Origin of the sequence: Phenylobacterium sp. (assembly GCF_036563385.1) — a bacterium.
Lineage (GTDB): Bacteria > Pseudomonadota > Alphaproteobacteria > Caulobacterales > Caulobacteraceae > Phenylobacterium.
Genome location: NZ_DATCML010000012.1, coordinates 150,330 through 176,246, shown reverse-complemented (window position 1 = coordinate 176,246; position 25,917 = coordinate 150,330). Strand labels below are relative to the sequence as shown.

General features: G+C 70.5%; 27 protein-coding genes and 1 pseudogene. 7 read left to right on the top strand and 21 right to left on the bottom strand.

Translation table 11 applies throughout. The features are described 5' to 3' along the window. Positions 1-19: 19 nt before the first annotated feature. A complete protein-coding gene (locus VIL67_RS12105) occupies positions 20-607 on the top strand; it encodes an inner membrane-spanning protein YciB (RefSeq protein WP_332049151.1) in 588 nt (195 codons plus the stop codon). On the opposite strand, the gene VIL67_RS12100 is transcribed toward VIL67_RS12105, so the two are convergent. From VIL67_RS12100 to VIL67_RS12085, 4 genes are all read right to left on the bottom strand, one after another. After that, entirely contained in the window at positions 558-797 is a 240-nt protein-coding gene (locus VIL67_RS12100) for a hypothetical protein (protein WP_332049150.1), read from the bottom strand. The two genes, VIL67_RS12105 and VIL67_RS12100, sit on opposite strands and share 50 nt — an antisense overlap. Then, a complete protein-coding gene (locus tag VIL67_RS12095; protein ID WP_332049149.1) occupies positions 794-1,675 on the bottom strand; it encodes a hypothetical protein in 882 nt (293 codons plus the stop codon). The genes VIL67_RS12100 and VIL67_RS12095 overlap by 4 nt, the downstream gene beginning before the upstream one ends. Before the next feature lie 72 nt (positions 1,676-1,747). Continuing rightward, entirely contained in the window at positions 1,748-2,296 is a 549-nt protein-coding gene (gene ilvN, locus VIL67_RS12090; protein WP_332049148.1) for an acetolactate synthase small subunit, read from the bottom strand. A gap of 32 nt (positions 2,297-2,328) precedes the next feature. Next, a complete protein-coding gene (locus VIL67_RS12085; RefSeq protein WP_332049147.1) occupies positions 2,329-2,919 on the bottom strand; it encodes a DUF4262 domain-containing protein in 591 nt (196 codons plus the stop codon). Positions 2,920-2,926: 7 nt separating this feature from the next. Here VIL67_RS12085 and VIL67_RS12080 point away from each other — a divergent pair, with 7 nt between their 5' ends. After that, positions 2,927-3,241, top strand: a complete 315-nt coding sequence (locus VIL67_RS12080) for a DUF6665 family protein (protein ID WP_332049146.1) — start codon at positions 2,927-2,929, stop codon at positions 3,239-3,241. Between the two features lie 86 nt (positions 3,242-3,327). Continuing rightward, positions 3,328-3,654 carry a DUF6665 family protein gene (locus VIL67_RS12075; RefSeq protein WP_332049145.1) on the top strand — a complete coding sequence of 109 codons (327 nt, stop codon included), beginning with the start codon at positions 3,328-3,330 and terminating at the stop codon, positions 3,652-3,654. 1 nt (position 3,655) lies between these two features. Here the strand turns inward: VIL67_RS12075 and VIL67_RS12070 are convergent, their stop codons facing one another. Together VIL67_RS12070 and ybaK are read right to left on the bottom strand one after the other, a co-directional pair. Beyond that, positions 3,656-4,276, bottom strand: coding sequence for a hypothetical protein (locus tag VIL67_RS12070; RefSeq protein ID WP_332049144.1), 621 nt, complete (start codon positions 4,274-4,276; stop codon positions 3,656-3,658). 130 nt (positions 4,277-4,406) lie between these two features. After that, entirely contained in the window at positions 4,407-4,877 is a 471-nt protein-coding gene (ybaK, locus tag VIL67_RS12065; protein ID WP_332049143.1) for a Cys-tRNA(Pro) deacylase, read from the bottom strand. Positions 4,878-4,998: 121 nt separating this feature from the next. Between ybaK and VIL67_RS12060 the strand changes: the two genes are divergently transcribed. Then, positions 4,999-6,240 carry a S41 family peptidase gene (locus tag VIL67_RS12060; protein WP_332049142.1) on the top strand — a complete coding sequence of 414 codons (1,242 nt, stop codon included), beginning with the start codon at positions 4,999-5,001 and terminating at the stop codon, positions 6,238-6,240. Positions 6,241-6,244: 4 nt separating this feature from the next. On the opposite strand, the gene VIL67_RS12055 is transcribed toward VIL67_RS12060, so the two are convergent. After that, the gene (locus tag VIL67_RS12055) at positions 6,245-8,035 is read right to left on the bottom strand and encodes an acetolactate synthase 3 large subunit (RefSeq protein ID WP_332049141.1); all 1,791 of its coding nucleotides are present in this window, start codon (positions 8,033-8,035) and stop codon (positions 6,245-6,247) included. A 173-nt stretch (positions 8,036-8,208) separates the two neighbouring features. Further along, positions 8,209-9,141 carry a tRNA (adenosine(37)-N6)-dimethylallyltransferase MiaA gene (gene miaA / locus VIL67_RS12050; RefSeq protein ID WP_332049140.1) on the bottom strand — a complete coding sequence of 311 codons (933 nt, stop codon included), beginning with the start codon at positions 9,139-9,141 and terminating at the stop codon, positions 8,209-8,211. 118 nt (positions 9,142-9,259) lie between these two features. Between miaA and serB the strand changes: the two are divergent. Both serB and VIL67_RS12040 read left to right on the top strand, forming a co-directional pair. Further along, positions 9,260-10,027, top strand: a pseudogene (gene serB / locus VIL67_RS12045) (phosphoserine phosphatase SerB); the annotation flags it as partial. A gap of 4 nt (positions 10,028-10,031) precedes the next feature. After that, positions 10,032-10,697: an HAD family hydrolase gene (locus tag VIL67_RS12040; protein ID WP_332049139.1), complete on the top strand. Its 666-nt coding sequence runs from the start codon at positions 10,032-10,034 to the stop codon at positions 10,695-10,697. Here the strand turns inward: VIL67_RS12040 and VIL67_RS12035 are convergent. From VIL67_RS12035 to hflK, 4 genes are all read right to left on the bottom strand, one after another. Then, entirely contained in the window at positions 10,694-11,032 is a 339-nt protein-coding gene (locus tag VIL67_RS12035) for a UrcA family protein (RefSeq protein ID WP_332049138.1), read from the bottom strand. The genes VIL67_RS12040 and VIL67_RS12035 overlap by 4 nt on opposite strands. A gap of 61 nt (positions 11,033-11,093) precedes the next feature. Continuing rightward, on the bottom strand, positions 11,094-11,657 hold the full coding sequence (locus VIL67_RS12030) for a GNAT family N-acetyltransferase (RefSeq protein WP_332049137.1): 564 nt from the start codon (positions 11,655-11,657) through the stop codon (positions 11,094-11,096). After that, complete coding sequence (gene hflC, locus VIL67_RS12025; RefSeq protein WP_332049136.1) at positions 11,654-12,553, bottom strand: protease modulator HflC; 900 nt, start codon at positions 12,551-12,553, stop codon at positions 11,654-11,656. The genes VIL67_RS12030 and hflC overlap by 4 nt, the downstream gene beginning before the upstream one ends. After that, positions 12,550-13,716: an FtsH protease activity modulator HflK gene (hflK, locus tag VIL67_RS12020; protein ID WP_332049135.1), complete on the bottom strand. Its 1,167-nt coding sequence runs from the start codon at positions 13,714-13,716 to the stop codon at positions 12,550-12,552. The genes hflC and hflK overlap by 4 nt, the downstream gene beginning before the upstream one ends. 141 nt (positions 13,717-13,857) lie before the next feature. On the opposite strand from hflK, the gene VIL67_RS12015 reads away from it, so the two are divergent. Then, positions 13,858-14,967, top strand: coding sequence for an Mrp/NBP35 family ATP-binding protein (locus tag VIL67_RS12015; RefSeq protein ID WP_332049134.1), 1,110 nt, complete (start codon positions 13,858-13,860; stop codon positions 14,965-14,967). On the opposite strand, the gene VIL67_RS12010 is transcribed toward VIL67_RS12015, so the two are convergent. From VIL67_RS12010 to VIL67_RS11970, 9 genes are all read right to left on the bottom strand, one after another. Further along, entirely contained in the window at positions 14,939-16,378 is a 1,440-nt protein-coding gene (locus VIL67_RS12010) for an MFS transporter (protein ID WP_332049133.1), read from the bottom strand. The genes VIL67_RS12015 and VIL67_RS12010 overlap by 29 nt on opposite strands. Positions 16,379-16,438: 60 nt before the next feature. Next, positions 16,439-17,857 (bottom strand): MFS transporter, encoded by a 1,419-nt coding sequence (locus VIL67_RS12005; RefSeq protein WP_332049132.1) that lies wholly within the window; start codon positions 17,855-17,857, stop codon positions 16,439-16,441. After that, positions 17,854-19,275 (bottom strand): MFS transporter, encoded by a 1,422-nt coding sequence (locus tag VIL67_RS12000; protein ID WP_332049131.1) that lies wholly within the window; start codon positions 19,273-19,275, stop codon positions 17,854-17,856. The genes VIL67_RS12005 and VIL67_RS12000 overlap by 4 nt, the downstream gene beginning before the upstream one ends. A 148-nt stretch (positions 19,276-19,423) precedes the next feature. Further along, positions 19,424-20,326 carry an SDR family NAD(P)-dependent oxidoreductase gene (locus VIL67_RS11995; protein ID WP_332049130.1) on the bottom strand — a complete coding sequence of 301 codons (903 nt, stop codon included), beginning with the start codon at positions 20,324-20,326 and terminating at the stop codon, positions 19,424-19,426. An 86-nt stretch (positions 20,327-20,412) separates the two neighbouring features. Beyond that, on the bottom strand, positions 20,413-21,387 hold the full coding sequence (locus VIL67_RS11990; protein ID WP_332049129.1) for an HlyD family secretion protein: 975 nt from the start codon (positions 21,385-21,387) through the stop codon (positions 20,413-20,415). A gap of 11 nt (positions 21,388-21,398) precedes the next feature. Continuing rightward, positions 21,399-22,160, bottom strand: coding sequence for an ABC transporter ATP-binding protein (locus VIL67_RS11985; protein ID WP_332049128.1), 762 nt, complete (start codon positions 22,158-22,160; stop codon positions 21,399-21,401). Next, the gene (locus tag VIL67_RS11980; protein ID WP_332049127.1) at positions 22,157-23,302 is read right to left on the bottom strand and encodes an ABC transporter permease; all 1,146 of its coding nucleotides are present in this window, start codon (positions 23,300-23,302) and stop codon (positions 22,157-22,159) included. Before VIL67_RS11980 ends, VIL67_RS11985 begins: the two co-directional genes overlap by 4 nt. Positions 23,303-23,453: 151 nt before the next feature. Then, the gene (locus VIL67_RS11975; protein ID WP_332049126.1) at positions 23,454-23,906 is read right to left on the bottom strand and encodes a chemotaxis protein CheW; all 453 of its coding nucleotides are present in this window, start codon (positions 23,904-23,906) and stop codon (positions 23,454-23,456) included. Continuing rightward, positions 23,906-25,816, bottom strand: coding sequence for a methyl-accepting chemotaxis protein (locus VIL67_RS11970; protein ID WP_332049125.1), 1,911 nt, complete (start codon positions 25,814-25,816; stop codon positions 23,906-23,908). Before VIL67_RS11970 ends, VIL67_RS11975 begins: the two co-directional genes overlap by 1 nt. Between the last annotated feature and the right edge of the window lie 101 nt (positions 25,817-25,917).

Below are 25,917 nucleotides of genomic sequence, written 5' to 3'. Positions count from 1 at the left end.
TTTCACAGGAGTTTTCCCGATGCGCAACCTCCTCTACGCCGCCCGCCCGCTGGCCAACGACCTGGCCTCGAGCGTCTTCTTCGCCGTCCTGCTGGTCGCCGGCGCCTCGCCCGCCGCGGCCACCGTGTGCGCCGTCGCGTTCGGCGTGCTGCACGTCGGCGTCATGCTGGTGATGCGCCGCCCGGTCGCTCCGCTGCAGTGGGCGAGCCTTGGCCTTGTGCTGGTTTTCGGCGCCGCCAGCTTCTTCACCCAAGACGTCCGCTTCCTGATGGCCAAGCCCAGCCTGATCTACCTGGCGCTCGCGGCGGTGATGCTGAAGCGCGGCTGGATGCTCCGCTACCTGCCGCCGGTCGCGGCCGGCCACGGTGAGGGGCTGATGATCGCCTTCGGCTATGTCTGGGCCGGGCTGATGGCGCTCACCGCCGCGGCAAACCTGGTGGTGGCGATCTGGTTCGCCGAGCACTGGCCGCTCTACAAGGCGGTGTTCCCGATCAGCTCCAAGCTGGCGCTCTTCGCCGTGCAGTACCTGACGATCCGCGCCGTCGTGAAACCGAAGGTCATGGCGCAGCTGGCGGCGCAGGCGGCGCAGGCGGCGCAGGCGGCCTAGGCGCCTCGTCCACCTCGCCGATGTCGACCAGCCCCTTCCAGCCGTCCTTGGTCTTTCGCCAGACGGTCACGTAGTTCCCGGTCAAGGTGCGCGAGCCGTCGAGCCAGGTGCGGGTCCAGTCGCCGACGGTGACGGCCATGTCGCCCGAGGCGGCGCCCCAGGCGCGGGTGGGGACCCACTCGATCCTCACGGCGCCGTCTCGCCAACGTCCGGCGCGGGCTCGAAGGCGGGCGCCTGCGGCCGGGCGTTCGGATCGGGCTTCAGCCGGCCGCCGTCACGGATCAGGGCCTCGTACATCCGCCGGGCGGACGAGAAATCCGCGCCGCGCGGGAAGATGACGTCGAAGCGCGGCTCGTGCCCGAGGGCGGCGCGCAGGACGGGCTCCAGGGCGTCGGCCGCCTGGCCGATCTCGGCGGCGTCGCAGGCGCGGCGCAGGTGCACCGAGCGGCCCGGGACCACCAGGGTGAGGTCGTAGGAGGTGCCTTCGACGCACACCGCCTCCGAGGCGCCTTCCTCCTGGACCCGCACCTCGCGCGGCGAGGCCCACATGGCGTGGCTGCGCAGCGCCAGGAAGCCGGCGGCGGACCCGTCCGGCAGTTCGCGGTCGAAGCCCACCCGCCGGATGATTCCGGCCTCGCAGCAGGCGAGGCCCGCACGGGCCTGCACGAAGCTCTCGCCGTCGCGGCGCACGGTCACCCGCACCACGCTCTGGCGGACGCTCTGCGAGGGCCGCACCCAAACCTCGAGGATCATCTCGTTCCCGCGCAGCACCTGCCACTGCAGCGGCGGCAGGCCCCAAAGGCGGTAGGTGGAGGCGTCGACGCCGTTGTCGATGGCGACAGTGCGTTCGCTGCGGCCGAGCCGCCGTCCGCCCAGGGGATCGGCCGCCTCGGGAGGCTTGGGCCACTTCTCGGTCCACCAGCTGTTCGGGTCGGGCGGCGGGAAGGGCCAGATCTCCGCCTCGGAGGCGGGCAGGTTGGCGGGCGGCGGGGCGACAGGGACCTGGCCCTGCGGTGTCCGCCGCGGGAACGGCAGCGGCAGCAGCTGGGCGCTTGCCGGCGCGGCCATGGCGGCGATCAGGAGGGCTGTGAGGGCGACGCGGACCACGCCGTCAAAACGCGCGCGCCCGGCTGAGTTTCCTCAGAAGGCCTCGGCGCCCCGCTGGATGGACAGCACGCCGGTGCGCGAGACCTCCACCAGGCCCAGCGGCCGCATCAGGTCGACGAAGCTGTCGATCTTGGAGGGCGCGCCGGTCACCTCGAAGACGAAGCTCTCGTGGGTGGTGTCGATCACCCGGGCCCGGAAGATGTCGGAGACGCGCAGGGCCTCGACCCGCTCGGGCCCGACGCCGCGAACCTTCACCAGGGCGAGCTCCCGTTCCAGGCCATTGGGGTCGCGGGTGATGTCCTGCACATGGCGGGTCGACACCATCTTCTGCAGCTGGGCCTCGATCTGGGCCAGCACGTGGGGGGTGCCGCGGGTGACGATGGTAACCCGCGAGGTGTGCGCCTTGCGGTCGGTCTCGGCGACCGTGAGGCTCTCGATATTGTAGCCGCGCGCCGCGAACAGCCCGACCAGCCGGTGCAGCACGCCCGGCTCGTTGTCCACGAGGACGGCGAAGGTCGCCAGGCTCTCCGGCTCCTCGTCATGGGCGAGGTCGTAGACGGACGCGGGCTGGACGTCGGACATGGGCGGGCTCCCCGGCAGGTGTCGAGGACGTGTCACACCGCGGCGGGCAGGTAAAGCGCCGGCTGCAGGTGACGAAGGCGCTCGTCGTAGGCAGGCTCCCAGGGGAAGGCGCCGGCTGCGTCAGGCAACACGAGCTGCAACGCCTGGAGATCCTCCCGGCGTGTCTTCTTGCCTCGATACCAGCGCGCAAGAGCGAACCAGTTGTCGGTGTCATCGATGCGGCTCGGGTGGACGCGCCGCCAGACGGAAAGGAAGCCTTCGAAGCCCTCCCAGGCCTGGCCATCCCGCAGCGTGAGCTCGCCTGATTTGAGATCGGAATAGGCGGACCAGAGCAACGACGCCGCCGCTTCCACAGTCACATCGAAGACGATCACTTCAGGAGCTTGAACACTCTCCCAGAAGCCGACCGTGTACGCCCAGTTCGGTTCTGGGCTCTCATATTCGCCGACCGCGACGGATCGGAAACCGTGCCGACGCACAAGGCGCGGTGTCTGCCACTTCAACCAAGCCGCCTGCAGATCCGCAATCATCGCGACGCCTCCGGAACAATAGGCGAACATCAACATGTCGGGAACGTCAAGGCAAACAGCGTCGCTTGTCAGCGCCTGCAGGCGCTCCAACATGGGGCCGATGTCGTCCCTCCGCATGCCCCAGAGCCTGAGCAGCCGCCTCGGCGTCGAGACCGGCGAGACGGTGCTGCGCTATGAACTGCTCGAGGAGCAGGCCTCTTCGCTCGGCCGCTCGGGCCGGAAGATGGAGGCGGCGCTGGCGGCGCTCCGCGAGCATCCGGGCGGCGAAGGGCGCGCCCATGCGCTCAAGGCGGCGGCCGACGCGGTGTGGAGCTTCTTCGTCCAGCGCGAGGTGATGGGCCTGCGCGACCGCGCCGCGATCGTCCGGCAGTTCGACATCCCCCGTGAAGTGCTGAACCGCGTCGGCGCGCGCTGAGAGGCCGCCCGCTCAAATCCTCGCGAGGGGCGTCGCGGAACGCGTAACGGTGGTATCCTGGCCGGACCGTCCACAGGGGTAAGGCCATGTCCCCACTTCGGATGCCGCGGAACGTCAATGAGCCCCAGCACGTGGACTCCGGCGACGCCCTCCTCAAGTTCCAGCTGCTGGAAGGGCTCGATGGCTCGGTGAGCCGATGCGAGCGCGACCTGCAAGCCGCGCTCGCCGCCCTGGAACGTCACCGCTCCCACGACACGCCGGACGAGCGCGCTCGGCTCCTCGACGAGGCCGCCGACGCCACCTGGCGGCTGATCGTCCAGCACGAGGCGTGCGACGTCTGCGACCACGACGAGCTTATCCAGCGCTACCACATCCCGCCCGACGTCATGGCGCGGGTCGGCGCCCGCCACTAGCTCAGGCGTACTCCCGCACGCCTTGCCCGGCCGGCGCGTGCGCCGGCTCCAGCCACCACAGGCAGTCCCTGGCGGCGCCCGGCAGGTCGTCGGCGTGGATCATCAGCCGGCCGTCGGTGACCGGCTTCGGCGGCAGGCCGGAAACGGTGGCGGCTCGCTCGTGGCCGAGGCGCCGGCCGCGAAAGGCCCAGGACTCGAAGCGCATGGCCACGCCCGTCCCCTGGCCGTTCGGCAGCGGCAGCATCAGGCTCTCGGCCACCCAGCAGACGTTGGCCTCGTCCATCAGGTCGGGCCCGGTCCCCGTCAGCCGCACCTCGCCCGTGTCGAAGGCGCCCAGCAGCAGGGGCGCGTGCGCCCAGTAGGCATACTTGTCCGGGTTGTCCGGCATGCCGGGGACGGCGGTGTCCACCGCAGCCAGGGTCACCATGCGTCTGGAGGTGTGTCCGCCTTCCACCGGACCATAGTCCTGCATGAACCAGAGCCGCGAGAGGCCTGACCCATTGTGGGTCCAGGCTTCGAGTTCGCTACGGTCGCGGCGGTAGGCCATGCGGCCGCGGTCGCCGAACGGATGCTCCAGGAACTCGTAGCCGTTCCGGAAATAGCAGTAGCTGCCGGTGGTCATGTGTCTGCGCCCCCTCTTCAAGAGCCGCCGAGGCCTCAGATACGCGAGGGGATCCCGACCGCTTGCCTGAAGCCCTCCCCAGGGCTTCGCGCGATCATGATTAGGGTGCGGCGCACCGGGCGCCTGTGACTCAGGTCACCGGCGCCACCTGCGCGCCGGCGAGGCGCACGAGGTCGGCGGGCGCCAGCCTGACCTGCAGGCCGCGCTGGCCGCCGTTCACATAGGCCTGGGGCAGGGCGGCGGCCGGGGCGTCCACGATCGTCGGCACGGCGCGCTTCTGGCCGAAGGGGCTCACTCCGCCGACGCGGTAGCCGGTCAGCCGTTCGGCGTCGGCGGGCTTCATCATCTCGGCGGACTTTCCGCCAAGCGCGGCGGCCAGCTTCTTCATCGAGACTTCGCGATCTGAGGCAAGGACCACACAGGCCGGCCGCCCGTCGACCTTGACCATCAACGTCTTCAGCACCTCGCCCGGCGGGGCGCCCAGCGCGTCGGCCGCCTGCAGGCCCACGCGTTCCGCCTTGGGATCGTAGTCGTAGGTGGCGAGCTCATAGGCCACGCCGGCGCGGTCCAGGGCGAGGGTGGCGGGGGTGGTCCGAGACACGTGGAAGCCGAGTCGGTGGGAGATCGCGCGAGGTTACGGCCTCCGGGCGCGGCGGAAAATCGGTCCGCCTGCATCCAAACGAGCGCCGCCATGACACTATGTGGGAAACTGTGGGGGTTCCATGCGCCAGTTTCCCGGTCTGCTGCTCGCGGCAGCGCTCGCCTTCGCGCCCGGCGAGGTGACCGCTGCGGGCCGCTACGACGCCCTGTTCGAGGCGGTCTGGTCGACGGTGAACGAGAACTTCTATGACCCGTCCATGCGCGGCGTGGACTGGGCCGAGACCGGCCGCCGCTATCGCGCCCGCCTGGCAGGCGTGCAGGACGACGCGGCCTTCCAGCAGCTGATCAAGCAGATGCTCGCGGAGCTGCGGGTGTCGCACCTCTACCTCTCGGCCCCCGCCAAATCGCCGGGCCGCCGGATCGGGCTCGGGGCCCGGTTCGAACCGGTGGAGGGGCGGCAGACGGTGGTGGAGGTGGCGCCGCTGTCGGACGCGCGGCGGCAGGGCCTCAGGGTCGGCGACCAGCTGGTGGGCGAGCCGGCGGCGCTGGCCGGGCCGCCGGGCACGCGGGCTGACGTCCAGGTGATCGGCTGCGACGGCAAGCGGCGCAGGCTCTCGGTCCGGCGCGAGGCGGCGTTCTGGCCGCCCGCCCACCCGGGCTGGACCTGGTCGCAGCTGTCGCCGGAGCCTGGCGTGAGCCTCGGGTACATCCGGATCGACCGGTTCGACGACGGCGCGGCCGAACTGGCGGACCAGGCGATGGCCGAGCTCGGCAAGACGCGGGGCCTCATCATCGACCTGCGCAACTCGAGCGGCGGCAACATCTCGGCCCTGCGCCTGGCGAGCTATTTCGGCAAGCCGGGGCCGGCCGTGGCCCTTTACACGCGCCAATCCCTGAAGGGGATCGGCCGCGCTCCAACCTTAAGAGACATCGAGGCGGGTCCGAAGGTGGTCGGCGCCTACACGACCGCGGCGGTGTTCAAGGCGGTGAGCGACAACGGCGGAGCCGCGGTGTTCCACACGGAGGCCGTCCCGGGCGTGACCTATTCGGGCAAGGTGGTGGTGCTGATCGGGCCGGAGACGGGCAGCGCCGCCGAGGGGTTCGGCTGGGCCATGCGCTGGACCGGCCGGGCGACCTTCATGGGCCGCCGCACGGCCGCGGCCCTGCTCAGCGGCGAGAGCTTCCCGCTCGAGGGCGGCTGGACCCTGACCGTGCCGGTGCACGGCCTCTGGGGGCCGAAGGGCGAGGACCTGGGCGACAAGGCCGTCGAGCCGGACGTGGCGGCCGCACCGTCCCGCGCGGCCCTGTGCGAGGGCCGCGACGCCGAGCTGGAGGCCGCGCAGGATCTCCTGACGCGGCCCTGAGCCCTCAGACCAGCCGCTTGCCGGCGTCGTCGATGATCGAGCCGAGGTCGCGCGCTTCCTCGGCCATGATCATCTCGTTGTGCGCCTTGCCGGACGGGATCATCGGGAAGCAGTTCTCTTCCTTGGTCACCCGGCAGTCGAAGATCACCGGCTTGTCGCTGGAGATCATCTTCAGGATGGCGTCGTCCAGCTCGTCCGGCCGCTCGGCGCGGATGCCCACGCAGCCGTAGGCCTCCGCCAGCTTCACGAAGTCGGGCAGGGAGGCCGAGTAGGAATGCGAATAGCGCTCCCCGTGCAGCAGCTGCTGCCACTGGCGGACCATGCCCATCCATTCGTTGTTCAGGATGAAGATCTTGATCGGCAGGCTGTACTGCACGGCCGTGGACATCTCCTGCATGGTCATCTGGACACTGGCGTCGCCGGCGATGTCGATAACCAGGCTGTCGGGGTGGGCCATCTGAACGCCCACGGCGGCCGGCAGGCCGTAGCCCATGGTGCCCAGGCCGCCGGAGGTCATCCAGCGGTTCGGCTCGTCGAAGTGGTAGAACTGCGCCGCCCACATCTGGTGCTGGCCGACCTCGGTGGTGACGTAGACGTCGCGGTCCTTGGTCAGCTCATAGAGCCGCTGGATGGCGTACTGCGGCTTGATCAGCTTGTCGTCCTGCCGGAAGCGGAAGCAGTCGCGGGCGCGCCACGCCTCCACCTGCCGCCACCACTCGCCCATGGCAGCCGGGTCCATCTTCAGCTTGCGTTGCTTCCAGACGGCGATCAGGTCCTCCAGCACAGAGGCGGCGTCGCCGACGATGCCCACGTCGGCGCGCACGTTCTTGCCGATCGAGCTGGCGTCGATGTCGATGTGGATCTTCCGCGAGGTGGGCGCGAAGGCGTCGAGGCGCCCGGTCACCCGGTCGTCGAAGCGCGCGCCGATGGCCACCATCACGTCGCAGTCGTGCATGGCGTTGTTGGCCTCGAAGGAGCCATGCATGCCGACCATGCCCAGCCACTTGCGGTCCGAAGCCGGGAAGGCGCCCAGCCCCATCAGGGTGGAGGTCACCGGCGCGCCGGTCAGCTCGGCCAGTTCGCGCAGGAGCTCGGACGCCCGCGGACCGGCGTTGATGACGCCGCCGCCGGTGTAGAGGATCGGCCGCCGGGCGTTGGCCAGCATGGCGGCCGCCTCGGCGATGCGGGACGGATCGCCCTTCACGCGGGGCGAATAGTTGTGGCTGTGCTTCACCTCGTTCGGGCCCTGGTAGGCGCCTTTCGAGAACTGCACGTCCTTCGGGATGTCGATGACCACCGGGCCAGGCCGGCCGGAGGTGGCGATGTGGAAGGCCTCGTGGATGATCCGCGGCAGGTCGGCCACGTCCTTCACCAGGTAGTTGTGCTTGGTGCAGGGGCGCGTGATCCCGATGGTGTCGCATTCCTGGAAGGCGTCGGTGCCGATCAGGTGGGTGGCCACCTGGCCGGTGATGACGACCATCGGGATGGAGTCCATCAGGGCGTCGACGATGCCGGTGACCGCGTTCGTGGCGCCCGGGCCGGAGGTGACGAGGACGACGCCGGGTTTCCCGGTGGAGCGGGCATAGCCCTCGGCGGCGTGGGTCGCGCCCTGTTCGTGACGGACCAGGACGTGGGTCAGGCGGGGCTCGTTGAACAGCGCGTCGTAGATCGGCAGCACCGCGCCGCCGGGGTAGCCGAACAGCACCTCCACGCCCTGGTCCACGAGGGCGCGCACGACGATCTCGGCGCCGGAGATGGTGTCCTGCTGGGCTTCGATGGTCTGGTGGGCGGTCATGGCGGAAAGCCTTCGGGGCGTAGGGGCAATAAAAAAGGCCCTCAAGGGGGCCTGGTTGAGTGCGACCGATCGGTCCTGACGTGTCGTCAGTCCGTTACCGGTCGCCTTACGAGTACGAGAATGGTGCGCACGTGCGTTCTTCCAAACTGCTTGTTCACGGCTTTCGCATGCTCCTAAAGGGCCGTCAAGCGGGGCTCTAGCGCAATAAACTGCCTCCACTGTTCGTCGGCGTGCAGCGCCGTGACGCGCGGCCAGCCGGCCATCTGGCCGCGCATCCAGGTGGTCTGGCGCTTCGCATAGCGGCGGGTCTCCATCTGGGCGCGCGCGACCGCCTCCGCCAGGGGGATTTCGCCGCGGACGTGGGCGGCGAACTCCCGCACGCCCACCGCCTTCATGGCCGGCAGGTCGGAATCCAGGTCGCGGGCGAGCAGGGCGGCCACCTCGTCCACGGCGCCCTGCGCCACCATCGCCTCCAGGCGGGCGTCGCAGCGGGCGTAGAGCGCCTCCCGTGGCGGCTCGAGCGCCACCGCCGTCCAGGCGCCGTCGGGCAGCGCGGGCTGCCCCGTGCGCTGCCAATCGCTGAGCGGCGCGCCCGTGGCGGCATAGACCTCCCAGGCCCGGCACAGACGCTGGCGGTCGCCCGGTGCGATGCGGGCGGCGGCGGCGGGATCGTGGACGCCCAGGCGGCCGCGGAAGGCGCTTTCGCCCATGAGGTCATAGTCGGCCGCGGCCTGGGCGCGGACTTCGGGACCGACCTGCGGGATCTCGGCCAGGCCTTCGGTAAGCGCCTTGAAGTAGAGCCCCGTCCCGCCGACCACGACGACGCTCCGCCCGCGGCCGCGGATCTGGTCCAGCACCGCCGTGGCCGCCCGCAGCCAGCGACCCACGGACCAGCCATCAGCCGCATCCACCGTGCCGAACAGGTGGTGCGGCGCGCGCGCCTCCTCCTCGCGGGATGGCCGCGCGCTCAGCACCCGCAGGTCGCGATAGATCTGCATGGAGTCGGCGTTGACGATCTCGGCGCCGGTGGCCTCGGCCAGGCGCAGGGCCAGCGCCGACTTGCCGCTTGCCGTGGGCCCGGCGATCAGCCAGATGCGGGGCTCCATGCAGATCGCCTTCACCTACGTCGTCCCGCCCAGCTCGGCGGCCCACCTGCCCAATCTGAAAGCGCTGGCGAAGGCAAGCGTCATCGACAACCGGTTCCTGGCCGACAGCGACACCTTCGCCGAGGACTTCATCCTCGAGGTCGCCGACCCTGAGGCCTTCCGTGCGGAGCTCGCCGAGGACCTGGCGGGCGTGCCGGTGGACTGGTGCGTGCAGCCCGCCCTTGGCCGCAAGAAGCGCCTGCTGGTGGCCGACATGGACTCCACCATCATCAACGTCGAATGCCTGGACGAGCTCGCCGACTACGCGGGCAAGAAGGCCGAGATCGCCGAGATTACCGAGCGGGCCATGCGAGGCGAGCTCGAGTTCGAGGGCGCGTTGCGCGAGCGGGTGGGCAAGCTGAAGGGGCTGTCCACGGCCGCCCTGCAGCAGGCCTATGACGAACGGGTCAGGCTCAATCCGGGGGCGCGGACTTTGGTCAGGACCATGGCGGCGAACGGCGCCCGCTGCGTCCTCGTCTCGGGCGGCTTCACCTTCTTCACGGCGCGGGTGGCGCAGGCGGCCGGCTTCCAGGCCGATCGCGCCAACACCCTGGGCGAGGCGGGCGGCGCCCTGGACGGCACGGTGGGCGAGCCGATCCTCGGCCGCGAAGCCAAGCTCGCCGCGCTGAACGAGGAGGCGGCGGCCCTGGGGCTCACCGCCGCCGACGCGGTGGCCATCGGCGACGGCGCCAACGACCTGGCCATGATCAAGGCTGCCGGCCTGGGCGTCGCCTACCGCGCCAAGCCGGTGGTGGCCGCCGAGGCCCGGGCCAAGGTGGACCATGCCGACCTCACCGCCGTGCTCTACTTCCAGGGCTACGCCGCCGACCAGTTCGTGAGGGACTGAGGCGATGAGCCTGCCGCGCCCGGTGAAGGCCGTCGTCTTCGACATGGACGGGCTGCTGGTGGACACCGAGGCCGTCTACTGCGAGGCCCTGACGCTCACCGCCGCCGAGATGGGGTTCGAGCTGCCGACCGAGGTGCTGCACCGGATGATCGGCCACGCCTGGGCGGGCAGCGCCGTGGTGCTGCGCGAGCACTTCGGCCAGGATTTCGACACCGACGCCCTGCGCGAGCAATCGACCCGCAAGTTCTACGAGATCGCTGAGGCCGAGGTGGCGCTGAAGGCCGGCGTCACGGAGATCCTCGACGAGCTGGACCGGCTGGGCCTTCCGCGGGCGATCGCCACCTCCTCGCGCCGCCACGACGTGGAGCACCACATGAGCGCCCACGGCCTGCTGGACCGCTTCCACGCGGTCCTTGCGAACGGCGACTATCCGAAGCCGAAGCCCGATCCGTCGCCCTACCTCACCGCGGCTGCGGCGCTCGGCGTGGCGCCGGAGGACTGCCTCGCGCTGGAGGACAGCCACAACGGGGTCCGGGCGGCCGCCGGGGCGGGGATGATGACCATCATGGTCCCCGACCTGCTGCATCCCACCGAGGAGATGCACGCGCTCTGCGTCCGTATCGCTCGCGACCTGCACGAGGTGCGCGAGCTGCTGCAGGCCGCCGGCTAGCGGATCAGCTCGGCCAGGCCGCCGCGGGCCACCAGCTGGGCGTAGGTCCGGGAGACCTGGCGGGCGTCGAGGTCATGCACGGCCTTCTCGACGACCCGCCGCCGGCAGCGGCGGGCGTGGCCCGAGGCGCGGGGCCAGAGCGGGCTCTCGATGTGCTGGCACATCTCCCGGGCGGAGACCGCGATGCGCCTGAGCAGGACCTGGGCGCCCTCTTCCGTTCGGAGGTCCAGGTCGGCGTGCCAGATGCGGGCGGTCACCGGCCGCAGGGGCTCGCTGGCCGCCGCGGCGGGGGCGGCGACCAGGAGCGCGAGGCCGAGAAGGCAGGGGCGCAGCATGGAGGTTCTCCCAGATTACATCCGTAACCTGAGGGTGAGACTACGCCTGTAATCCGCTGGGTCAAGTGTCGCGGAGCGCGATCCAGTAACGGCGTCCGGCGTCACCAGGGACCCACGGGTGAGGGACGGTGTCGCGCAGCACGCCGCCATTCTTCTCGATGACGCGGATCGAGGCGGGGTTGTTTTCGTTCACGGTGAGCATCACCCGCTCCAGCGGCAGGTTCGCGCGAGCCCAGTCCAGGCCGCCGGCCAGCATGGCGCTGGCCAGGCCGCGGCCGCGGGCCGAGGGCCGCACGGCGTAGCCGATGTGGCCGCCCCAGGCCTCCAGCATCGGGTTCAGCCGGTGACGCACGCCCACGGAGCCCAGGAAGGCGTCGCCGTCCACGCACCAGAGCTGGGATTCGGGCACGCGGTCGCCGAGGCTGCCGTCCGGCAGGACGATGGTCGTCGGCGGGTTCAGCTGCTGGCGGACGAAGGCTTCCGGCTCGGCCGCGATGGCGGCGATGGTGTCCGCCGTCTCCGGGCGCAGGTTGTCGCGGCTGTAGCCCTCGCGCATGGCCTCGACGAACGAGGCCATGTAGCGCAGGTCCGGCCGGACGAGGCTGGCGGGAACCGGGCGGCTCACCGCCGGCCGCCGGACGGCCCCTGCTCGAAGTAGCGGAAGAAGGCGCTGTCCGGCGAGAGCACCATGGTGGTGTCGCCCTGGCCGAGGCTCGCCTCGTAGGCCTGCATGGAGCGGTAGAAGGCCGCGAAGCTGGGGTCCTTGCCAAAGGCCTGGGCGAGGATCCGCGTGCGCTGGGCGTCGCCCTCGCCGCGGGTGGTCTCGCCGAGCTCCTGGGCCTGGGCGAGCGTGATGGTCACCTCGCGGTCGGCGGCGGCCATCAGCTCGCGCTTCTGCTGCTCGCCCACGGCGCGGATCCGGGCGGCTTCCTGCTGCCGGTCGGTCTGCATGCGCCGGTAGACGTACTCCTCGTTGGCCTGCGGGAAGTCGGCCCGCCGGATCCGGACGTCGATCACCTCGATGCCGAAGCGCGAGGCCTGCGACCGCTGGGCGACGTCGCGGCGGGTCAGCTGCATCAACTGGCCACGACGGCCAGCGATGATGTCCTGCTGGGTCGCCGAGCCCAGGACCTGGCGCAGCGAGGAGTTCACCAGCCGCTCGATCCGGTCCTCTGCGGTCCGTTCGTCACGCAGGGTCCGGTAGAAGCTCAGCGGATCGGAGATGCGGTAACGCACGAAGGCGTCGACCACGAGCCGCTGCCGGTCGGAGGTGAGAATCTCCTCCTGTTGGCTCTCGAGCGCGATGTTGCGCCGGTCGAACTTGATGACGTTCTCGAGGAACGGAGCCTTGGCGTTCAGCCCGGCCCCCTGGGTGCCAGGCGCATTGACCACCCGCACCGGTTCGCCGAAGCGGACCACGATCGCCTGCTCGCGTTGATCGACCACGAACAGGGTCTGGCTCAGCAGCACCAGCGCAGCCACCGCCAAGACGACGTACAGGGTGAAGCGGCTACGGATCATTGGGCGGCCCTCGCGCGCGGTCGGACGTCCACCTCTGGCTCGGGCGCGGACGCGGCGGGCGGCGCGGCCTGGCTGCGGGGGCGGAAGATGTCCGGCGGCAGGATGATCGGAGCTGAGGCGCCGTCGCCGTCGACGATCACCTTGTTCGAACGCGCGAGCACGCGCTGCATGGTCTCGATGTAGAGCCGGTCGCGGGTGACGCCCGGCGCGCGGCGGTATTCGGTATAGATGGAGTTGAAGCGGGCGGCGTCGCCAAGCGCCTCGCGCACCGACTGCTCGCGATAGCCCTGCGCCGACTGGATGATGCGCGCCGCGTCACCGCGGGCCTCGTTGACCACACGGTTCGCGTAGGTGCGCGCCTCGTTGACCGCCGAGGCCTGATCCTGTTCGGCGCTGCTCACGTCGCGGAACGCGGCCAGGGCCTGCTGCGGCGGGTTGGCGTTGCGGATCTGCACTTCCACGATGCGAACACCGGCGCCCCACTGGTCCAGGGTCCGCTGCATCAGCTCGGCGGTCTGCGCCTGCACCTGGCCGCGTTGGCCGAAGACCGCGTCGAGCGGCATGCGGCCCACCACTTCGCGCATGGCGCTTTCAGCCACCGCCTTCACGGAGGCTTCGGGGTCACGCAGGCGGAACACGAACTGATCAGCGTCCGAGACACGCCAGGTGACGCTGAAGTCGATGTCCACGATGTTCTCATCGCCGGTGAGCATCAGGCTCTCCTGCGGGACATCGCTCTCGCCGGCTCCGCCGATGTCGACGCGCTGCAGGCTGGTGACCGGCACCTTCACCACCCGCTCGATCGGGAAGGGAAGGTGATAGCGCAGGCCGGGCGCTTCGTTGCGTGTGTAGGCGCCGAAGGTGGTCACCACCGCTTCCTCCTGCGGCTGGACCACGTAGATCCCGGACAGCGCCCATAGGCCAAAGGCGACGCCCGCCACCGCGGCGATGGCGCCGGGGCGTAGACCGCCGCCGGGTCCGCCGAAGAAGCGGCCGAACCGGCGCTGGAGCTGTTCGAAGCTCTGGTTGAGGTCGGGACCGCCGGGCCGCTGCGGGCCACGCGGGCCGCCGCCCTGCGGGCGTTTGGGCGGCGTGTCGCGACGGTCGTTGTCGTCACCCGGCGAGCCCCACGGCCCGGGGTTGGCGTTGTCGTTCCAGGGCATCAGCCGGGTCGCGTCTTGGTCAAGGTTGTTTTTGTCTTCGTCCAGGCGCGGCCGTGTCGGGCAAGCCCCCGTGGGCTTGTAAACCGGCGCAGTCAGCCGGATATGAGACCCCTTCCCGGCCAAAGCAAGCCAAAGGGCGTCATGAACGAACGGGCAGCCCCTGAACGGGCCCAAATCCTGGCGGCGCTGGACACCGTGCGCGACCCCAAATCTGGCCAGGGGCTGAGCGCGGCGGGGCTGGTGCGCGGCCTGGTGCTGCGCGGGGACCGCGCGGCTTTTATGCTGGAGGTGGCGCCCGCCGACATCGCCCTCTACGGCCCGGTGCGCGAGGCCGCGGAGCGGGCGCTGGCCGACGTGCCCGGCGTGGCCACCGCCCAGGTGGTGCTGACCGCCGACGGCCCGGCTCCGCCCCCGCTGCAGACGGCGCCCCGCCGCCGCGCCCAGGTGAGCGAGGACCCGCAGGCCAGGCTCGGCCACATGCCGGAAGCCGAACGCCCGGCGCACGTGAAGAAGGTCATCGCCGTGGCCAGCGGCAAGGGCGGGGTGGGCAAGTCCACCGTCTCCGTGAACCTGGCCGTCGCCCTGGCCGGGCTCGGCTATCGCGCCGGCCTGCTCGACGCCGACATCTACGGACCCTCGGCGCCCCAGATGCTGGGCGTCAGCGACGAGCCGACGTTTGGCGCGGACAAGAAGCTGAACCCGCTGGAGGCCTACGGCGTCCAGGTCATGTCCATCGGCTTCATCGTCGAGGATGGGGCCGCCAACATCTGGCGCGGACCGATGGCCTCGTCGGCCCTGCGGACCCTGATGGGCTCAAACTGGGGCTCGGAGGCCGAGCCCCTGGACGTTCTGGTGGTGGACCTGCCGCCGGGCACCGGCGACATCCAGCTGACGCTGGTGCAGCGGCTGAAGCTGGACGGGGTGGTGATCGTCTCCACGCCGCAGGAGATCGCCCTGATCGACGCGCGGCGCGCCGCCACCATGTTCTCCAAGACCGGCACGCCGGTGCTGGGGGTGGTGGAGAACATGGCCTTCTTCCCGGATCCGGCCACGGGCGCGCGCATCCCGATCTTTGGCGAGGGGGGCGGCAAGGCCGAGGCCGAACGGCTGGGCGTGCCGCTTCTGGCCGAGGTGCCGATCGACATCGCCCTGCGGCAGGGCGGAGACGAGGGACGGCCGCTGGTGGCCACCCATCCGCAGAGCCCGGCCGCCCAGGCGTTCTTCAGGATGGCCGAGCAGCTGGCGCGGTGAGCGGCGAAGACCCGGCGCCGGTCAGCGCCTCGATCGGCTCGGCCTCGGCATAGAGGGCGGCGTCACGCGCCTCCAGTTCGCGCCGGATCTCGTTCGCCCGTTCGGCGGTGAGCTTGTAGCCCACAAAGCAGAACGCCCCGAGCGCCAGGAAGACGATCGGCCCGGCGGTGAAGGCGAGCGTCAGGCCCTGGATCGCCTCGGGCGTGTTGGCCCGCCCGAGCTTGGGGTCGTAGCCCAGACGAGCGAGCAGCGGGTAGGTGATGATCACCGCCGAGGCGAGCGCCAGCTTGCTGGTCGAAGTGATCAGCGAGTAGAGCACCCCAGCCCGCTCCTTGCCCTGGCGCAGCCGGATGTCGTCGGCGACGTCGGCGACCATGGCCCGGATCAGCGCGGTGAACCCCGCCGCCACGAAGCCGGCCACGAACTGGGTCGGCATGGACGCCCAGACGTTGCCCCGAGGCAGGAACAGCAGGGTGACCAGCGCGGCCGAGTAGATGGCGCTGGAGAGCATGGCCGCCCGATGCTTGCCGATCCTTGCGGCCACGGCTCCGGTCACCGGCGCGCCCACAAGGCCGGCCAGAATGTAGACGCCGAGCAGCATGTTGGCCTCGGCCGTGGTGAAACCCATGCGGTCTCGGCAGAAGAACAGGAACAGCGCCGCCATCCACCCCGGGCCCAGGGAGAGGCAGAGATCGGCGAGCAAGATCCTGGCCATGCTGCCGTGGGTGATCAGCTCGGCGTAATCGCGGACCCGGAACCTGTGGCCGCCGGTCTCCGGTGCGATGGTTTCCGGCGTCCGCCAGACCACCAGCAGGACCGCCAGCGGCGTGAGCCCGATGATCGCCCAGATCATCGCCCGCACGCCCTCGTGGTCGGCGTAGCCCCTCGCTTGCATGACGATCGGCACCAGCAGCACGCCGATGGCGCCGAGCACGCCAACACCGCCCATGATGCCGAACACCCGCGCACGTTCCGCGTAGCCGGTCGCCAGGCGCGCGCCCCAGGCGGCGTGCGACAGGACGAGCACCGAGAGCCCCAGGTACATGACCATCAGCCAGACGATCAGGTAGCCGGTTCCCACCCCCGACCTGGCCTGCAGCAGCATGTAGAGGCCGGCCATCAGCAGGGGCGCGCCGACAATGGTCCAAAGCCGATAGCGCCCGAACCGGCTGCGGGTCCGGTCCATCGCCAGGCCGAGGGCGGGCTCGACGGGAATGTCGATCATCCGGCAGGTGAAGAAGGCCGCCGCCACCGCCGTGAGCGGCACGCCGATGCTGGCGGCGAAATAGGCCGGCATGTGCACGGTGATGGCCATGGCGAGCGCCGCGATGGGCACGCTGGTGGCGGAGAACGCGAGCACCGTGGAGAGCGGAACGCCTCCGGGGGATGGTCGGGACTGGGACTCGGTCACTCTGGTCTCCTCCCTCATGGCCGTGTCGCCGTGGGCGCCGGGCTTTCTCGTGATCTCAGGTCATGCCGGACGGGGCGCTTCGCGCTCCTCTCCGGTCAGGCTCACCAGGGCGCCCGAAGGGTCGAGCGTTGCGTCGCGCTCGTCCAGCTGGCGGCGCACCTCGGCGGCGCGGGCGGCGGTCAGGCGGTAGCCCACCAGGCAGGCGGCCCCCAGCATCACGAAGACCACCGGCCCGACCACGAAGGACAGCATCAGGGCCTGGATCGCCTCGGGTGTGTTGCGTTGGCCAAGCTGCGGGTCGTAACCCATGCGCGACAAGACGCCGAACGTCAGGAAAATCGCGACGCCGCCCGCGATCTTCGAGGTGAGCGTGGTCATGGCGTAGAGCAGGCCGCTGCGCTCCTTGCCCTGCTTCAGCCGCATCTCGTCGGCGACGTCGGCTGTCATCGCGCGCGTCAGGACATTGAAGCCCTGGGCCAGGAAGCCGGTGAAGAACAGGGTGGGCAGCGAGGTCAGCACATTGCCCTTCGGCAGGAAGGGCAGGGTGATCAGCAGCAGAGAGTAGCCGGCGGCGATCAGCATCACCGTCCGATGCTTGCTGATCTTGGTCGCGACCCACGCCAGCGCCGGCGCCCCGACGATCCCGGCTACGATGTAGGCCAGCAGCAGGATGTTGGCCTCGCCGGACGTGAAGTGCATGTAGTCGCGGCTGTAGAGGATGTAGAGCGCCGCCATCCAGCCGGGCCCCAGGGAGACCATCAGGTCCACCAGCAGGATGCGCGACATGTTCCGGTCGGTGACGATCTCCAGGTAGTCGCGCAGCCGGAAGCGCTGCCCCGGGACCTCCCGGGCGATGGTCTCGGGCGTGCCCAGCACCACGATGGCCACGGCGATGGGCGCCAGCACGATCAGGTACCAGCCCATCGCCCGGACGCCCTGCGCCTCACCATAGCCCAGCTGCTCCATGACGATGGGGATCGCCAGGACGGTGACTGCGCCCAGCACGCCCACGGCGGCCATGATGCCGAACAGCCGGGCGCGGTCTTCGTAGGACTTGGCCAGGGTGGCCGCCCAGGCGTGATGCGAAAGCATCAGGATCGAGACGCCCAGGTACATCACCAGCAGCCAGGTGATCAGGTAGCCGGAGCCCACGCCGCGCCCGGCGGTCAGCAGCATGTAGAGGCCCAGCATCAGGAAGGGCGCGCCCACGAGGGTCCACAAGCGGTAACGGCCGAAGCGGGTCTTGGTGCGGTCCATGCCGAGGCCGAGCGCCACCTCGATGGGCACGTCGATCAGCCGGACCGTCCCGAACGCCGCGGCCACCACGGCCAGCGGCACCCCGATGTTGGCCGCGAAATAGGCGGGCAGGTGCACCGCGACGGCCAGGGTCAGCGCCTGCAGGGGCAGGCTGGTGGCGGCGAAGGCGAGGGCGGTCCGGAGCGGCAAGCGCCGGGCGCTGGCGGCGGCGGCGGCCGTCACGACGGGCGGTTCGCCGGGGCGAGATCCTCGCCCGTCAAAGACTCCAGGCTGGCCGCCGGGTCGAGGAGGGTGTCGCGTTCCTCCAGCTTTCGTCGGATCTCCGCGTGCCGCTCGGCGCTGAGCTTGTAGCCGATGAAGCAGGCCCCCGCGGCCATCACGAACACGATCGGCCCCACGATATAGGCAATCTCCAGCCCGCGGATCGCCTCGGGAGTGTTCACCGAGCCGGCCTGGGCCACGTAGCCGACCGCGGCCAGCACATTGAAGGTGAGGAAGATGGCGCCGGCCGTGGCCAGCTTCGACGTGGCGGTGATGCCGGCGTACATCAGCCCCATCCACTCGCGACCGCTGTCCAGGCGCAGTTCGTCGGCGATGTCGGCGCAGATCGCCCGGATCATCACTGTGAAGCCAGCGGCCATGGCCCCCACCAGGAACATCACCGGGGCGAAGGCCAGGAAGTTCCCCGGCGGCAGGAAGGGCACGACGATCAGGCCCAGCGAGTAGATGCTCGTGTTGACCATCAGGGCGCGGTGCTTGCTCAGCCGGTTGGCGAGCCAGGCGGCCAGCGGCGCGCCGGCGAAGCCGGCCACCACATAGATCAGCAGCAGAAGGTTCGCCGCGGCGGTGTCGAAGCCGCGGCTGTCCTTGAAGTAGAACAGGTAGAGCGCCGCCATCCAGCCGGGTCCGAGCGTCACCAGAAGGTCGGCGGCCAGCAGGCGGATGACGTTCCCGCGGCTGAACAGGGCCGCGTAGTCCTTGAGGCCGAACCGGGTGCTGTGGTCCGGGGCGATGCGCTCGGGAGAGCTCGCCACCACCAGCAGGCAGGTGGCGCCCGCGCTGGCGATGATGAACCAGATCATGGCCTGGACGCCTTCGGCGTCGCTCGCGCCCGCCTGGGTCATCACCACGGGGATCAGCAGCACCGCGATGGCGCCGATCACGCCGAGGCCGGTGATGGCGCCGAACACCCGGGAACGCTCGGAGTAGGTCGCCGCCAGCCGTCCTGCCCAGGCGAGGTGCGAGAGGTAGATGCCGGAGTAGCCGACGTACATCACCAGCAGCCACCACCCGAGGTAGGCCGCGCCCACGCCTTCCGGCGAGATCAGGAGCATGTAGAAGCCGAGCATCAGCACCGGGGCGCCCAGCGCCATCCAGACGCGGTATCGGCCGAACCGGGTCCGCGTGCGGTCCATCGCCAGGCCCATCAGCGCGTCCACCGGGATGTCGATGAAGCGGACGAGGGCGAAAACGGTGCCGACGAGGGCCAGGGACAGGCCCAGCTCGGCGGCGAAATAGCGGGGCAGGTGGACCGTGGCTGCGAGGACCAGGGCCCCAACCGGAATGCTGGCGCTCGCGAAGGTCAGCACAGCCGGAAGGGAAAGTGCGCCGCTCGGCGCGGCCTTGTTGCCCTGGGCCACCTGGATCTGCTCCTCCGCACCGACGCCTCTCCGGGCGCCTTCGAAAGTTACGCGCGTTCACCTGCCCTTCGGCAAGCGCTTTCCGATTACAAATACGAAACGGGCGGCCGCATGGCCGCCCGTCTGTCAGACCCCGTTGTGGGCGGACTCAGCCGCCCTGCATCTTGCGGAAGAACTTCTGGGTCTGCTCGCCGCCGTTCAGGTAGGCCTTGGCGCCGGTTTCGTCGGCGATCTGGCCCCAGGCGTCGCGAACCTGCTCGACGGTCGCCCCGCCGCCCAGGTAGACGCCCTCGGTCTCGACGATGCGCGACAGGGCGAAGGCGCCCGCGCCGGCGGTCAGGATGGCGCCGGTCGGGGCCTCTTCCGAGCAGAGGAACACCACGCCCGGCGTGACGTACTCGGGCTTCAGCTGCTCCAGGATGGCCGGCGGCATCAGGTTCTCGGTCATCCGCGTGGCGGCCACCGGGCTGATGGCGTTGACGTGGATGTTGTTCTTCTGGCCCTCGAGCTTCAGCGTGTTCATGAAGCCGATCAGGCCGAGCTTGGCCGCGCCGTAGTTGGACTGGCCGAAGTTGCCGTACAGGCCCGACGACGAGGTAGTGACCACGATCCGCCCGTAGTTCTGCTCGCGCATGATCTCCCAGACGGCCTTGGCGGGCTTCACCGTGCCGAACAGGTGGACGTCCACCACCACCTGGAAGTCGCCGATCTCCATCTTGGCGAAGGTCTTGTCGCGCAGGATGCCGGCGTTGGCGACGAGGATGTCGATGCGGCCCCAGGCGTCCATGGCGTCCTTGACCATGCGCTGGACGCCGGCGTCGTCGGTCACGGACGAGCCGTTGGCGATCGCCTCGCCGCCGAAGCCCTTGATCTCCTCGACGACCGCATTGGCAGCGTCCGAGCCGCCGCCGGAGCCGTCCATGGAGCCGCCGAGGTCGTTGACCACGACCTTGGCCCCGCGCCGGGCGAGCTCCAGGGCGTACTGGCGGCCGAGGCCGCCGCCTGCGCCGGTGACGATGGCCACTTTGCCGTCGAAGCGGATGTCCGCCATGTGAAGGTCCCCTCTGGAACAGCTGTTCGAAGTCGGCGCGCCTTGTGCGGCGCGGCGACGGGACCGTCAAGCTGACGCCGCGGAGACTAGCCGGCTGGACGCGAAGCGGCGCTCGCCTGCTTCTGGTCCATGAACTTCACCAGCACCCGCTGGCCGATCAGGAACGGGGCGCCGTCGGCCGCGACGACCACCTCCACAACGCGGTCGTCGGTCCGTTCGGTGGGATCGTCGGACTGCAGCTTGCGGGCGCCGAACACCGCCGCTCGGCGGAGGACGCGGCCTGGGTAGGCCTTGGTCGGGTCCGCCTCCGGCGACATCTGCACGGTCTGTCCGATGGTCACGTAGGGCAGGGCGTTCTCGGCGATCTCCGCGCGGACGATGCGGCCGGCCTGCGGCTCCAGGTCGAACATGTTGGACACGTTCAGGGTGGAGGCGCCGGCGCCCGGGTTGGCGTAGCGACGCACGATCCGCCCGTCGGCCGGGGCGCGGATGACCGACAGCTCCTGATCGTACCGGGTCTCGGCGAGGCGGGCCTCGGCCGTCGCGATCAGGGCGAGCTGGGCGGCGATTCGCGCATGCGCCTCGCGCACCGCGTCGCGGGACTGGTCGAGTTTCTGCGCGGCCACGAAGTTGGAGGCCGACAACCCCGCGAGCCGGCGTTCCTCGCGCTGCGCCGACGTCAGCTGCACCTCCAGCAGGGCCAGGGCCGCGCGGGCCTGGGCGACCTCGGCCTGGGCCCGCTGGGCGGCGAGGCGGGGCTCGTCGTCCTCCAGCCGGGCGAGCACCTGGCCACGCCGGACCATCTCGCCCTCCTGAACCAGCACCTCGCGGACCACGCCGGCGCGGCGGGCGGCGACCTGGATGATCCCGCCCTCCACGTCGGCCTTGCCGTTGGCCACCGCGGCGTAGGGCGTCTCCTGCTTGGCCTTGGCGGCTTCGGCCTTGGCGGCCTCGGCCTTCTTCGCCTGGGCCTGGCTGTTGAAGTAGAGGCCGGCGCCGCCGCCCAGGACGACCAGGAGCGCGACGATCCAGACGATGCGGTTGCGGAACAGGGCGAACATCTAGGCGGTCCTCAGGCTCGGACGACGTGGGCTTGGGCGTGGTCGGGTTGGGCGGGAGCCCGGGCGGGGTCGGCGCCGCCCGGGCGGTGGTCGGACAGGATCCGCCCGTCCTCCAGGTGGATCACCCGGTCGGCGTAGGCCTCCAGGCGCGGGTCGTGGGTGACGCAGATCACCGCGGCGCCGTGCTGCCTCGCGGCCCGCTGCAGCAGCTTGATGACGACCTGGCCATTCTCGCCGTCCAGCGCGCTGGTGGGCTCGTCGGCGAACAGCAGGCGCGGGTCCTTGGCGAGCGCCCGGGCGATGGCCACGCGCTGTTTCTCGCCGCCGGAGAGCTCGGAGGGCCGCATGTTCATGCGCATCTCCAGGCCCACCTCGGTCAGCGCGTCGGCGGCCTTGCGGCGCGCCTCGCCGGGGGCGTAGCCCTGGTACTTGAGGATGATCTCCACCTGCTGTCGCGCCGTGAGCGCCGGGAACAGGTTGAACCCCTGGAAGATGAAGCCGCAGTGGTCGAGGCGGAAGCGATCGCGCCGGCCGCCGGAGAGCTTCCAGATGTCCTGCGAAAGCGCGGTGACCTGGCCTTCGTCGGGCTTCAGCAGCCCGGACAGGGTGGCGACCAAGGTCGACTTGCCGGAGCCGGAGGGGCCCATGACCATGGTGACGTCGCCATGCAGGGCGTCGAAGTCGACCCGCTTCAGCACCTCGATGTGCGTCCGGCCCGTCTTGAAGCGCTTGTAGAGCCCGTGGGCGGCGATGGCGGTTTCGGAGGCGCTCATCTCAGCAGGTCCGCAGGTTGGCTCTTCTTGAGGATGCCCAGGGCGAGCAGCCCCGAGGCCATGGCGATCGCCAGCAGCATGATCGTGACGCCCACCAGCCACGGCAGGGGGAAGCCCATGGGCAGCCCGCTGTTGTTGGCCAGCAGGTAGACGCCGAGCGTCAGGACCGCGGTGACCCCCAGCCCGGCCACGCCCACCCAGAACGAAAGCTCCATCACGATCAGGCTGAGCGAACTCAGGGACACGCCGAGCGCCCGCAGGCTGGCGAACTCCTTGATGGACGCCAGGATCGCGCCGCGCAGCGTCTGAGAGGTGATGCCGATGCCGATCAGGAAGCCGAGCACCACCGAGAAGGTCAGGAACACCCCGATGATCTGCTCCTTCAGGATGGCGGCTTCGTTGGCCTTGGAGAGCTCCTGGCGGGTGAACGCCCGGTAGGCGCCCTTCGCGCCCGCGTTCAGCTTGTCGCGCACCCCATCGGCGCGCGCGGGATCCTTGATCCGCACCAGCATCGGCGCGTTGTCGCTTCCGCGCCGGCTGAGGCCGAGCAGTCGGTAGCTGTCGTTGGACATGACGACGCTCGTCTGGTCCATGCTGGCGTAGCCTTCGAGGAGCGCCCGCACCTTGACCGTCTTGCCATTGATCGTGGCGCTGTCGTTCAGCCCCACCCCCAGCTTCTTGAGGCTGGATTTGTCGACAGCGATCGCCATGGGCTCGAGCAGGGCGCGGCGCGTCTGTTCGCTGTAGTCGGTGGGGAGGCTGACGGATCCCGGCCGCGGGTCCACGGTCCAGATCTGCACGAAGTCGGTTTTCCGCTTTTTCCCCGGTTCCGGGACGTTCGCCCACATCGCGCCGTTGCCCATGAGCGGGGCGACCTCGACCACCTCCGGATGCATGTAGAGCTGCGGCCTTACGCGCATGGGCACGCCGGAACCCGGGCCGCTGTTGATGAGGCTGTCCGACTTGGGACCCAGCACCATGATGTCGGCGCGGCTGCGGTCGATGGTGGCGGTGATGCCGCGCACCAGGCCGGTGAACATGCCGATCTGCGCCAGGATCAGCAGGCCCGAGAAGGCCAGGGCGACCATGGCCGCGGTGTAGCGGCGCCATTCGTAGAGCAGCGTGGCGAGCGCCAGCGACATCGTCCCCCTCCGGCGAGCCGCCCTAGGGTTGTGGGCGGATCTTGACCGTAAGGAGGCCGCGGCGCGCCCCGGCGGATGCGGGGCGGCCGATTAAACCTTCGTAATGCTCGGGGGAGGAGCCGGGCGCAGGTTGGCCGCGCCCGGCGTGGGGTCAGGCGGCGATCGCCGTCTCCGGCAGGGCGCCGTCCAGGTCCAGCAGCGTGACGATCTGGTCCTCCAGGGTGATCACCCCGCGAACGAACTGGCTGCCGCCGGAGCCCAGGTCCGGGGCCGGCTGGATCTGCGAGGCTTCGACCGTGATGATGTCGCAGACCGCGTCCACCAGCAGTCCCACCGGGCGGCCGGTCAGCTCGGCCACCACGACCACCGAGGACGCCTCGGGGCTGCGCGCGGGCAGGCCCACGCGAGCCGAGAGGTCCAGCACCGGCAGCACCGTTCCGCGCAGGTTGATGAGGCCCAGCACGTAGACCGGTGCGTGCGGCAGGGGCGTGGACGTCGTCCAGCCGCGGATTTCGCGCACGATCATGATGTTCAGGGCGAAGAGCTGGCCGCCCACCTCGATGGTGATCAGCTCGCGCGCGCCGGCGCCCGGTTCGCCGCTCATCAGAATTCCTCCCAGCTGTCGACGCCCGCCGCCGCTTCGGACTTGCGCAGGGCCCCGCCGCCCCCGGCGTGGGTTGAGACTGTCTTCAGCGCGGCCCGTGGGGCCTGGGCCGGGGCCGAGCCCGAGGTCCGGCGCGCAGGCGCCGGCGCCTTGCCGGCCGCCGCGTCCTGCCCCAGCCGGAAGCGGCCGATCAGCCGGGTCAGCTCCTCGGCCTCCTGGGCGACGCTGTGGCTGGCGGCGGTGGACTGCTCGACCATGGCGGCGTTCTGCTGGGTGACCTGGTCCATCTGGTTCACCGCGGTGTTCACCTGGTGCAGGCCGGTGGCCTGCTCCTGGGCCGAGGCGGCGATCTCGCCCACCACGCTGGTGATGTCGGCCACCTGGGCGACGATGCGGTTGAGCGCCTCGCCGGTCTCGCCCACCAGGGCGACGCCCTGGCCCACCTGCTCGGTGGACGCGCTGATCAGGGTCTTGATCTCCTTGGCCGCGTCGGCCGAGCGCTGGGCCAGCGCCCGGACTTCCGAGGCCACGACGGCGAACCCCTTGCCGGCGTCGCCGGCGCGGGCGGCTTCCACCCCGGCGTTCAGGGCCAGCAGGTTGGTCTGGAACGCGATCTCGTCGATCACGCCGATGATCTGGCTGATCTGCGACGAGGACTTCTCGATCTCGCTCATCGCCTCGACGGCGTGGCGGACCACCTCGCCCGAGCGCTCGGCGTCCGAGCGGGCGGTGTTGACCACCTCGCGCGCATGGTTGGCGCCCTCGGCGGTCTTGCGCACCGTGGCGGTGATCTCGTCGAGCGCCGCGGCGGTCTCCTCGAGGCTCGCGGCCTGCTGCTCCGTGCGCTTGGAAAGGTCGTCGGCCGCCTGGCTGATCTCCTCGGTGCCCGAGCGCATGCCCCGGACGTTGGCGGCCACCGTGCGCAGGGTGTCCTGCAGCTGGTCCATGGCGCCGTTGAAGTCGGCCCGCAGCTTCTCGTACTCCTGGGCGAACGGCTCGTTCAGCCGGAACATCAGGTCCCCGGCGGCGAGCCGCTCGAGCCCGCCGGCGACGCCGTCGACCACCTGCTGCTGCTCACGGGCGGCCTGCGCCTTGGCGGCTTCCTGGCGGCGGCGCTCCTCCTCGGCGGCCTTGGCCTGCTCGGCCGTCGTGCCCTCCAGGCGCAGCTTCTCGATGGCGGCGTCCTTGAAGGTCTGCACCGCCCCGGCCATCTCGCCGATCTCGTCGCCGCGGCCGACCCCCGGCACCTCGACGGTGTTGTCGCCGTCGGCCAGCCGACGCATGGCCGCGGTCATCTGCACCACCGGGCGGGCCACCAGCCGCGACAGCATCCAGGCCATGGCGGCGGCGAAGCCGGCGGCCGCGAGCGCGCCCAGGATCATCACCAGATTGGCGGCGGCGATGGCTTCGGTCTGGCCGACGCGACGCTCGGCGAGCAATTCCTGCTGGGTTTCCTTCACCGCTTTGATCTCGGCCTCGAGAGTCTCGAGGGAGTTCATGGCGACCATGGCGGCCGCCTCGCCGCGGGTGGCCGGATCGACAGCCAGCGCCATCGGGCGCTCCGCATGTTCCGTCCGCCACGCCGCCAGGTGCGTACGCAACTGCTTGCCGCGCTCGCGCTGCTCGGCGACCTTGTGCTCGGTGATGAACCGCTCGAGCGCGGCGTCCATCGCCACCCCCTGCTGCTGGTAGTTGGAGCGGAACGCGCCGTCCTGGGCGAGCACGAAGCCCCGCGTGGCGGCCACCTGCTGGGCCAGGCCGCGCTCGACGATCTCGATGTCCGCGGCGCGCGCGTGGCCGAACTCCACGAGGCCCGCAAACTTCTGGGCCTCGGTGACCTTCCAGAAGATCACGCCATTGGCCGCGATCACCATGACTATAACGGCCCCAAAGGCGGCCGCCAATTTCATCGAAATCTTCGAATTACTAAGCATGATATGAAAAATCCCCCCAACCCGAACAACAATGGGCCGTCCCACAGCTCACAAGTCGTGAGTCGTGGTTTCCGAAA

Excerpts from the sequence above, each read along its gene's own strand:
- VIL67_RS12105 (WP_332049151.1), top strand. The coding sequence starts at position 20 with ATGCGCAACCTCCTCTACGCCGCCCGCCCGCTGGCCAACGACCTGGCC.
- VIL67_RS12095 (WP_332049149.1), bottom strand. The coding sequence starts at position 1,675 with ATGGCCGCGCCGGCAAGCGCCCAGCTGCTGCCGCTGCCGTTCCCGCGG.
- ilvN (WP_332049148.1), bottom strand. The coding sequence starts at position 2,296 with ATGTCCGACGTCCAGCCCGCGTCCGTCTACGACCTCGCCCATGACGAG.
- VIL67_RS12085 (WP_332049147.1), bottom strand. The coding sequence starts at position 2,919 with ATGTTGGAGCGCCTGCAGGCGCTGACAAGCGACGCTGTTTGCCTTGAC.
- VIL67_RS12080 (WP_332049146.1), top strand. The coding sequence starts at position 2,927 with ATGTCGTCCCTCCGCATGCCCCAGAGCCTGAGCAGCCGCCTCGGCGTC.
- VIL67_RS12075 (WP_332049145.1), top strand. The coding sequence starts at position 3,328 with ATGTCCCCACTTCGGATGCCGCGGAACGTCAATGAGCCCCAGCACGTG.
- VIL67_RS12070 (WP_332049144.1), bottom strand. The coding sequence starts at position 4,276 with ATGACCACCGGCAGCTACTGCTATTTCCGGAACGGCTACGAGTTCCTG.
- VIL67_RS12060 (WP_332049142.1), top strand. The coding sequence starts at position 4,999 with ATGCGCCAGTTTCCCGGTCTGCTGCTCGCGGCAGCGCTCGCCTTCGCG.
- VIL67_RS12055 (WP_332049141.1), bottom strand. The coding sequence starts at position 8,035 with ATGACCGCCCACCAGACCATCGAAGCCCAGCAGGACACCATCTCCGGC.
- miaA (WP_332049140.1), bottom strand. The coding sequence starts at position 9,141 with ATGGAGCCCCGCATCTGGCTGATCGCCGGGCCCACGGCAAGCGGCAAG.
- VIL67_RS12040 (WP_332049139.1), top strand. The coding sequence starts at position 10,032 with ATGAGCCTGCCGCGCCCGGTGAAGGCCGTCGTCTTCGACATGGACGGG.
- VIL67_RS12035 (WP_332049138.1), bottom strand. The coding sequence starts at position 11,032 with ATGCTGCGCCCCTGCCTTCTCGGCCTCGCGCTCCTGGTCGCCGCCCCC.
- hflC (WP_332049136.1), bottom strand. The coding sequence starts at position 12,553 with ATGATCCGTAGCCGCTTCACCCTGTACGTCGTCTTGGCGGTGGCTGCG.
- hflK (WP_332049135.1), bottom strand. The coding sequence starts at position 13,716 with ATGCCCTGGAACGACAACGCCAACCCCGGGCCGTGGGGCTCGCCGGGT.
- VIL67_RS12015 (WP_332049134.1), top strand. The coding sequence starts at position 13,858 with ATGAACGAACGGGCAGCCCCTGAACGGGCCCAAATCCTGGCGGCGCTG.
- VIL67_RS11995 (WP_332049130.1), bottom strand. The coding sequence starts at position 20,326 with ATGGCGGACATCCGCTTCGACGGCAAAGTGGCCATCGTCACCGGCGCA.
- VIL67_RS11990 (WP_332049129.1), bottom strand. The coding sequence starts at position 21,387 with ATGTTCGCCCTGTTCCGCAACCGCATCGTCTGGATCGTCGCGCTCCTG.
- VIL67_RS11985 (WP_332049128.1), bottom strand. The coding sequence starts at position 22,160 with ATGAGCGCCTCCGAAACCGCCATCGCCGCCCACGGGCTCTACAAGCGC.
- VIL67_RS11980 (WP_332049127.1), bottom strand. The coding sequence starts at position 23,302 with ATGTCGCTGGCGCTCGCCACGCTGCTCTACGAATGGCGCCGCTACACC.
- VIL67_RS11975 (WP_332049126.1), bottom strand. The coding sequence starts at position 23,906 with ATGAGCGGCGAACCGGGCGCCGGCGCGCGCGAGCTGATCACCATCGAG.
- VIL67_RS11970 (WP_332049125.1), bottom strand. The coding sequence starts at position 25,816 with ATGAAATTGGCGGCCGCCTTTGGGGCCGTTATAGTCATGGTGATCGCG.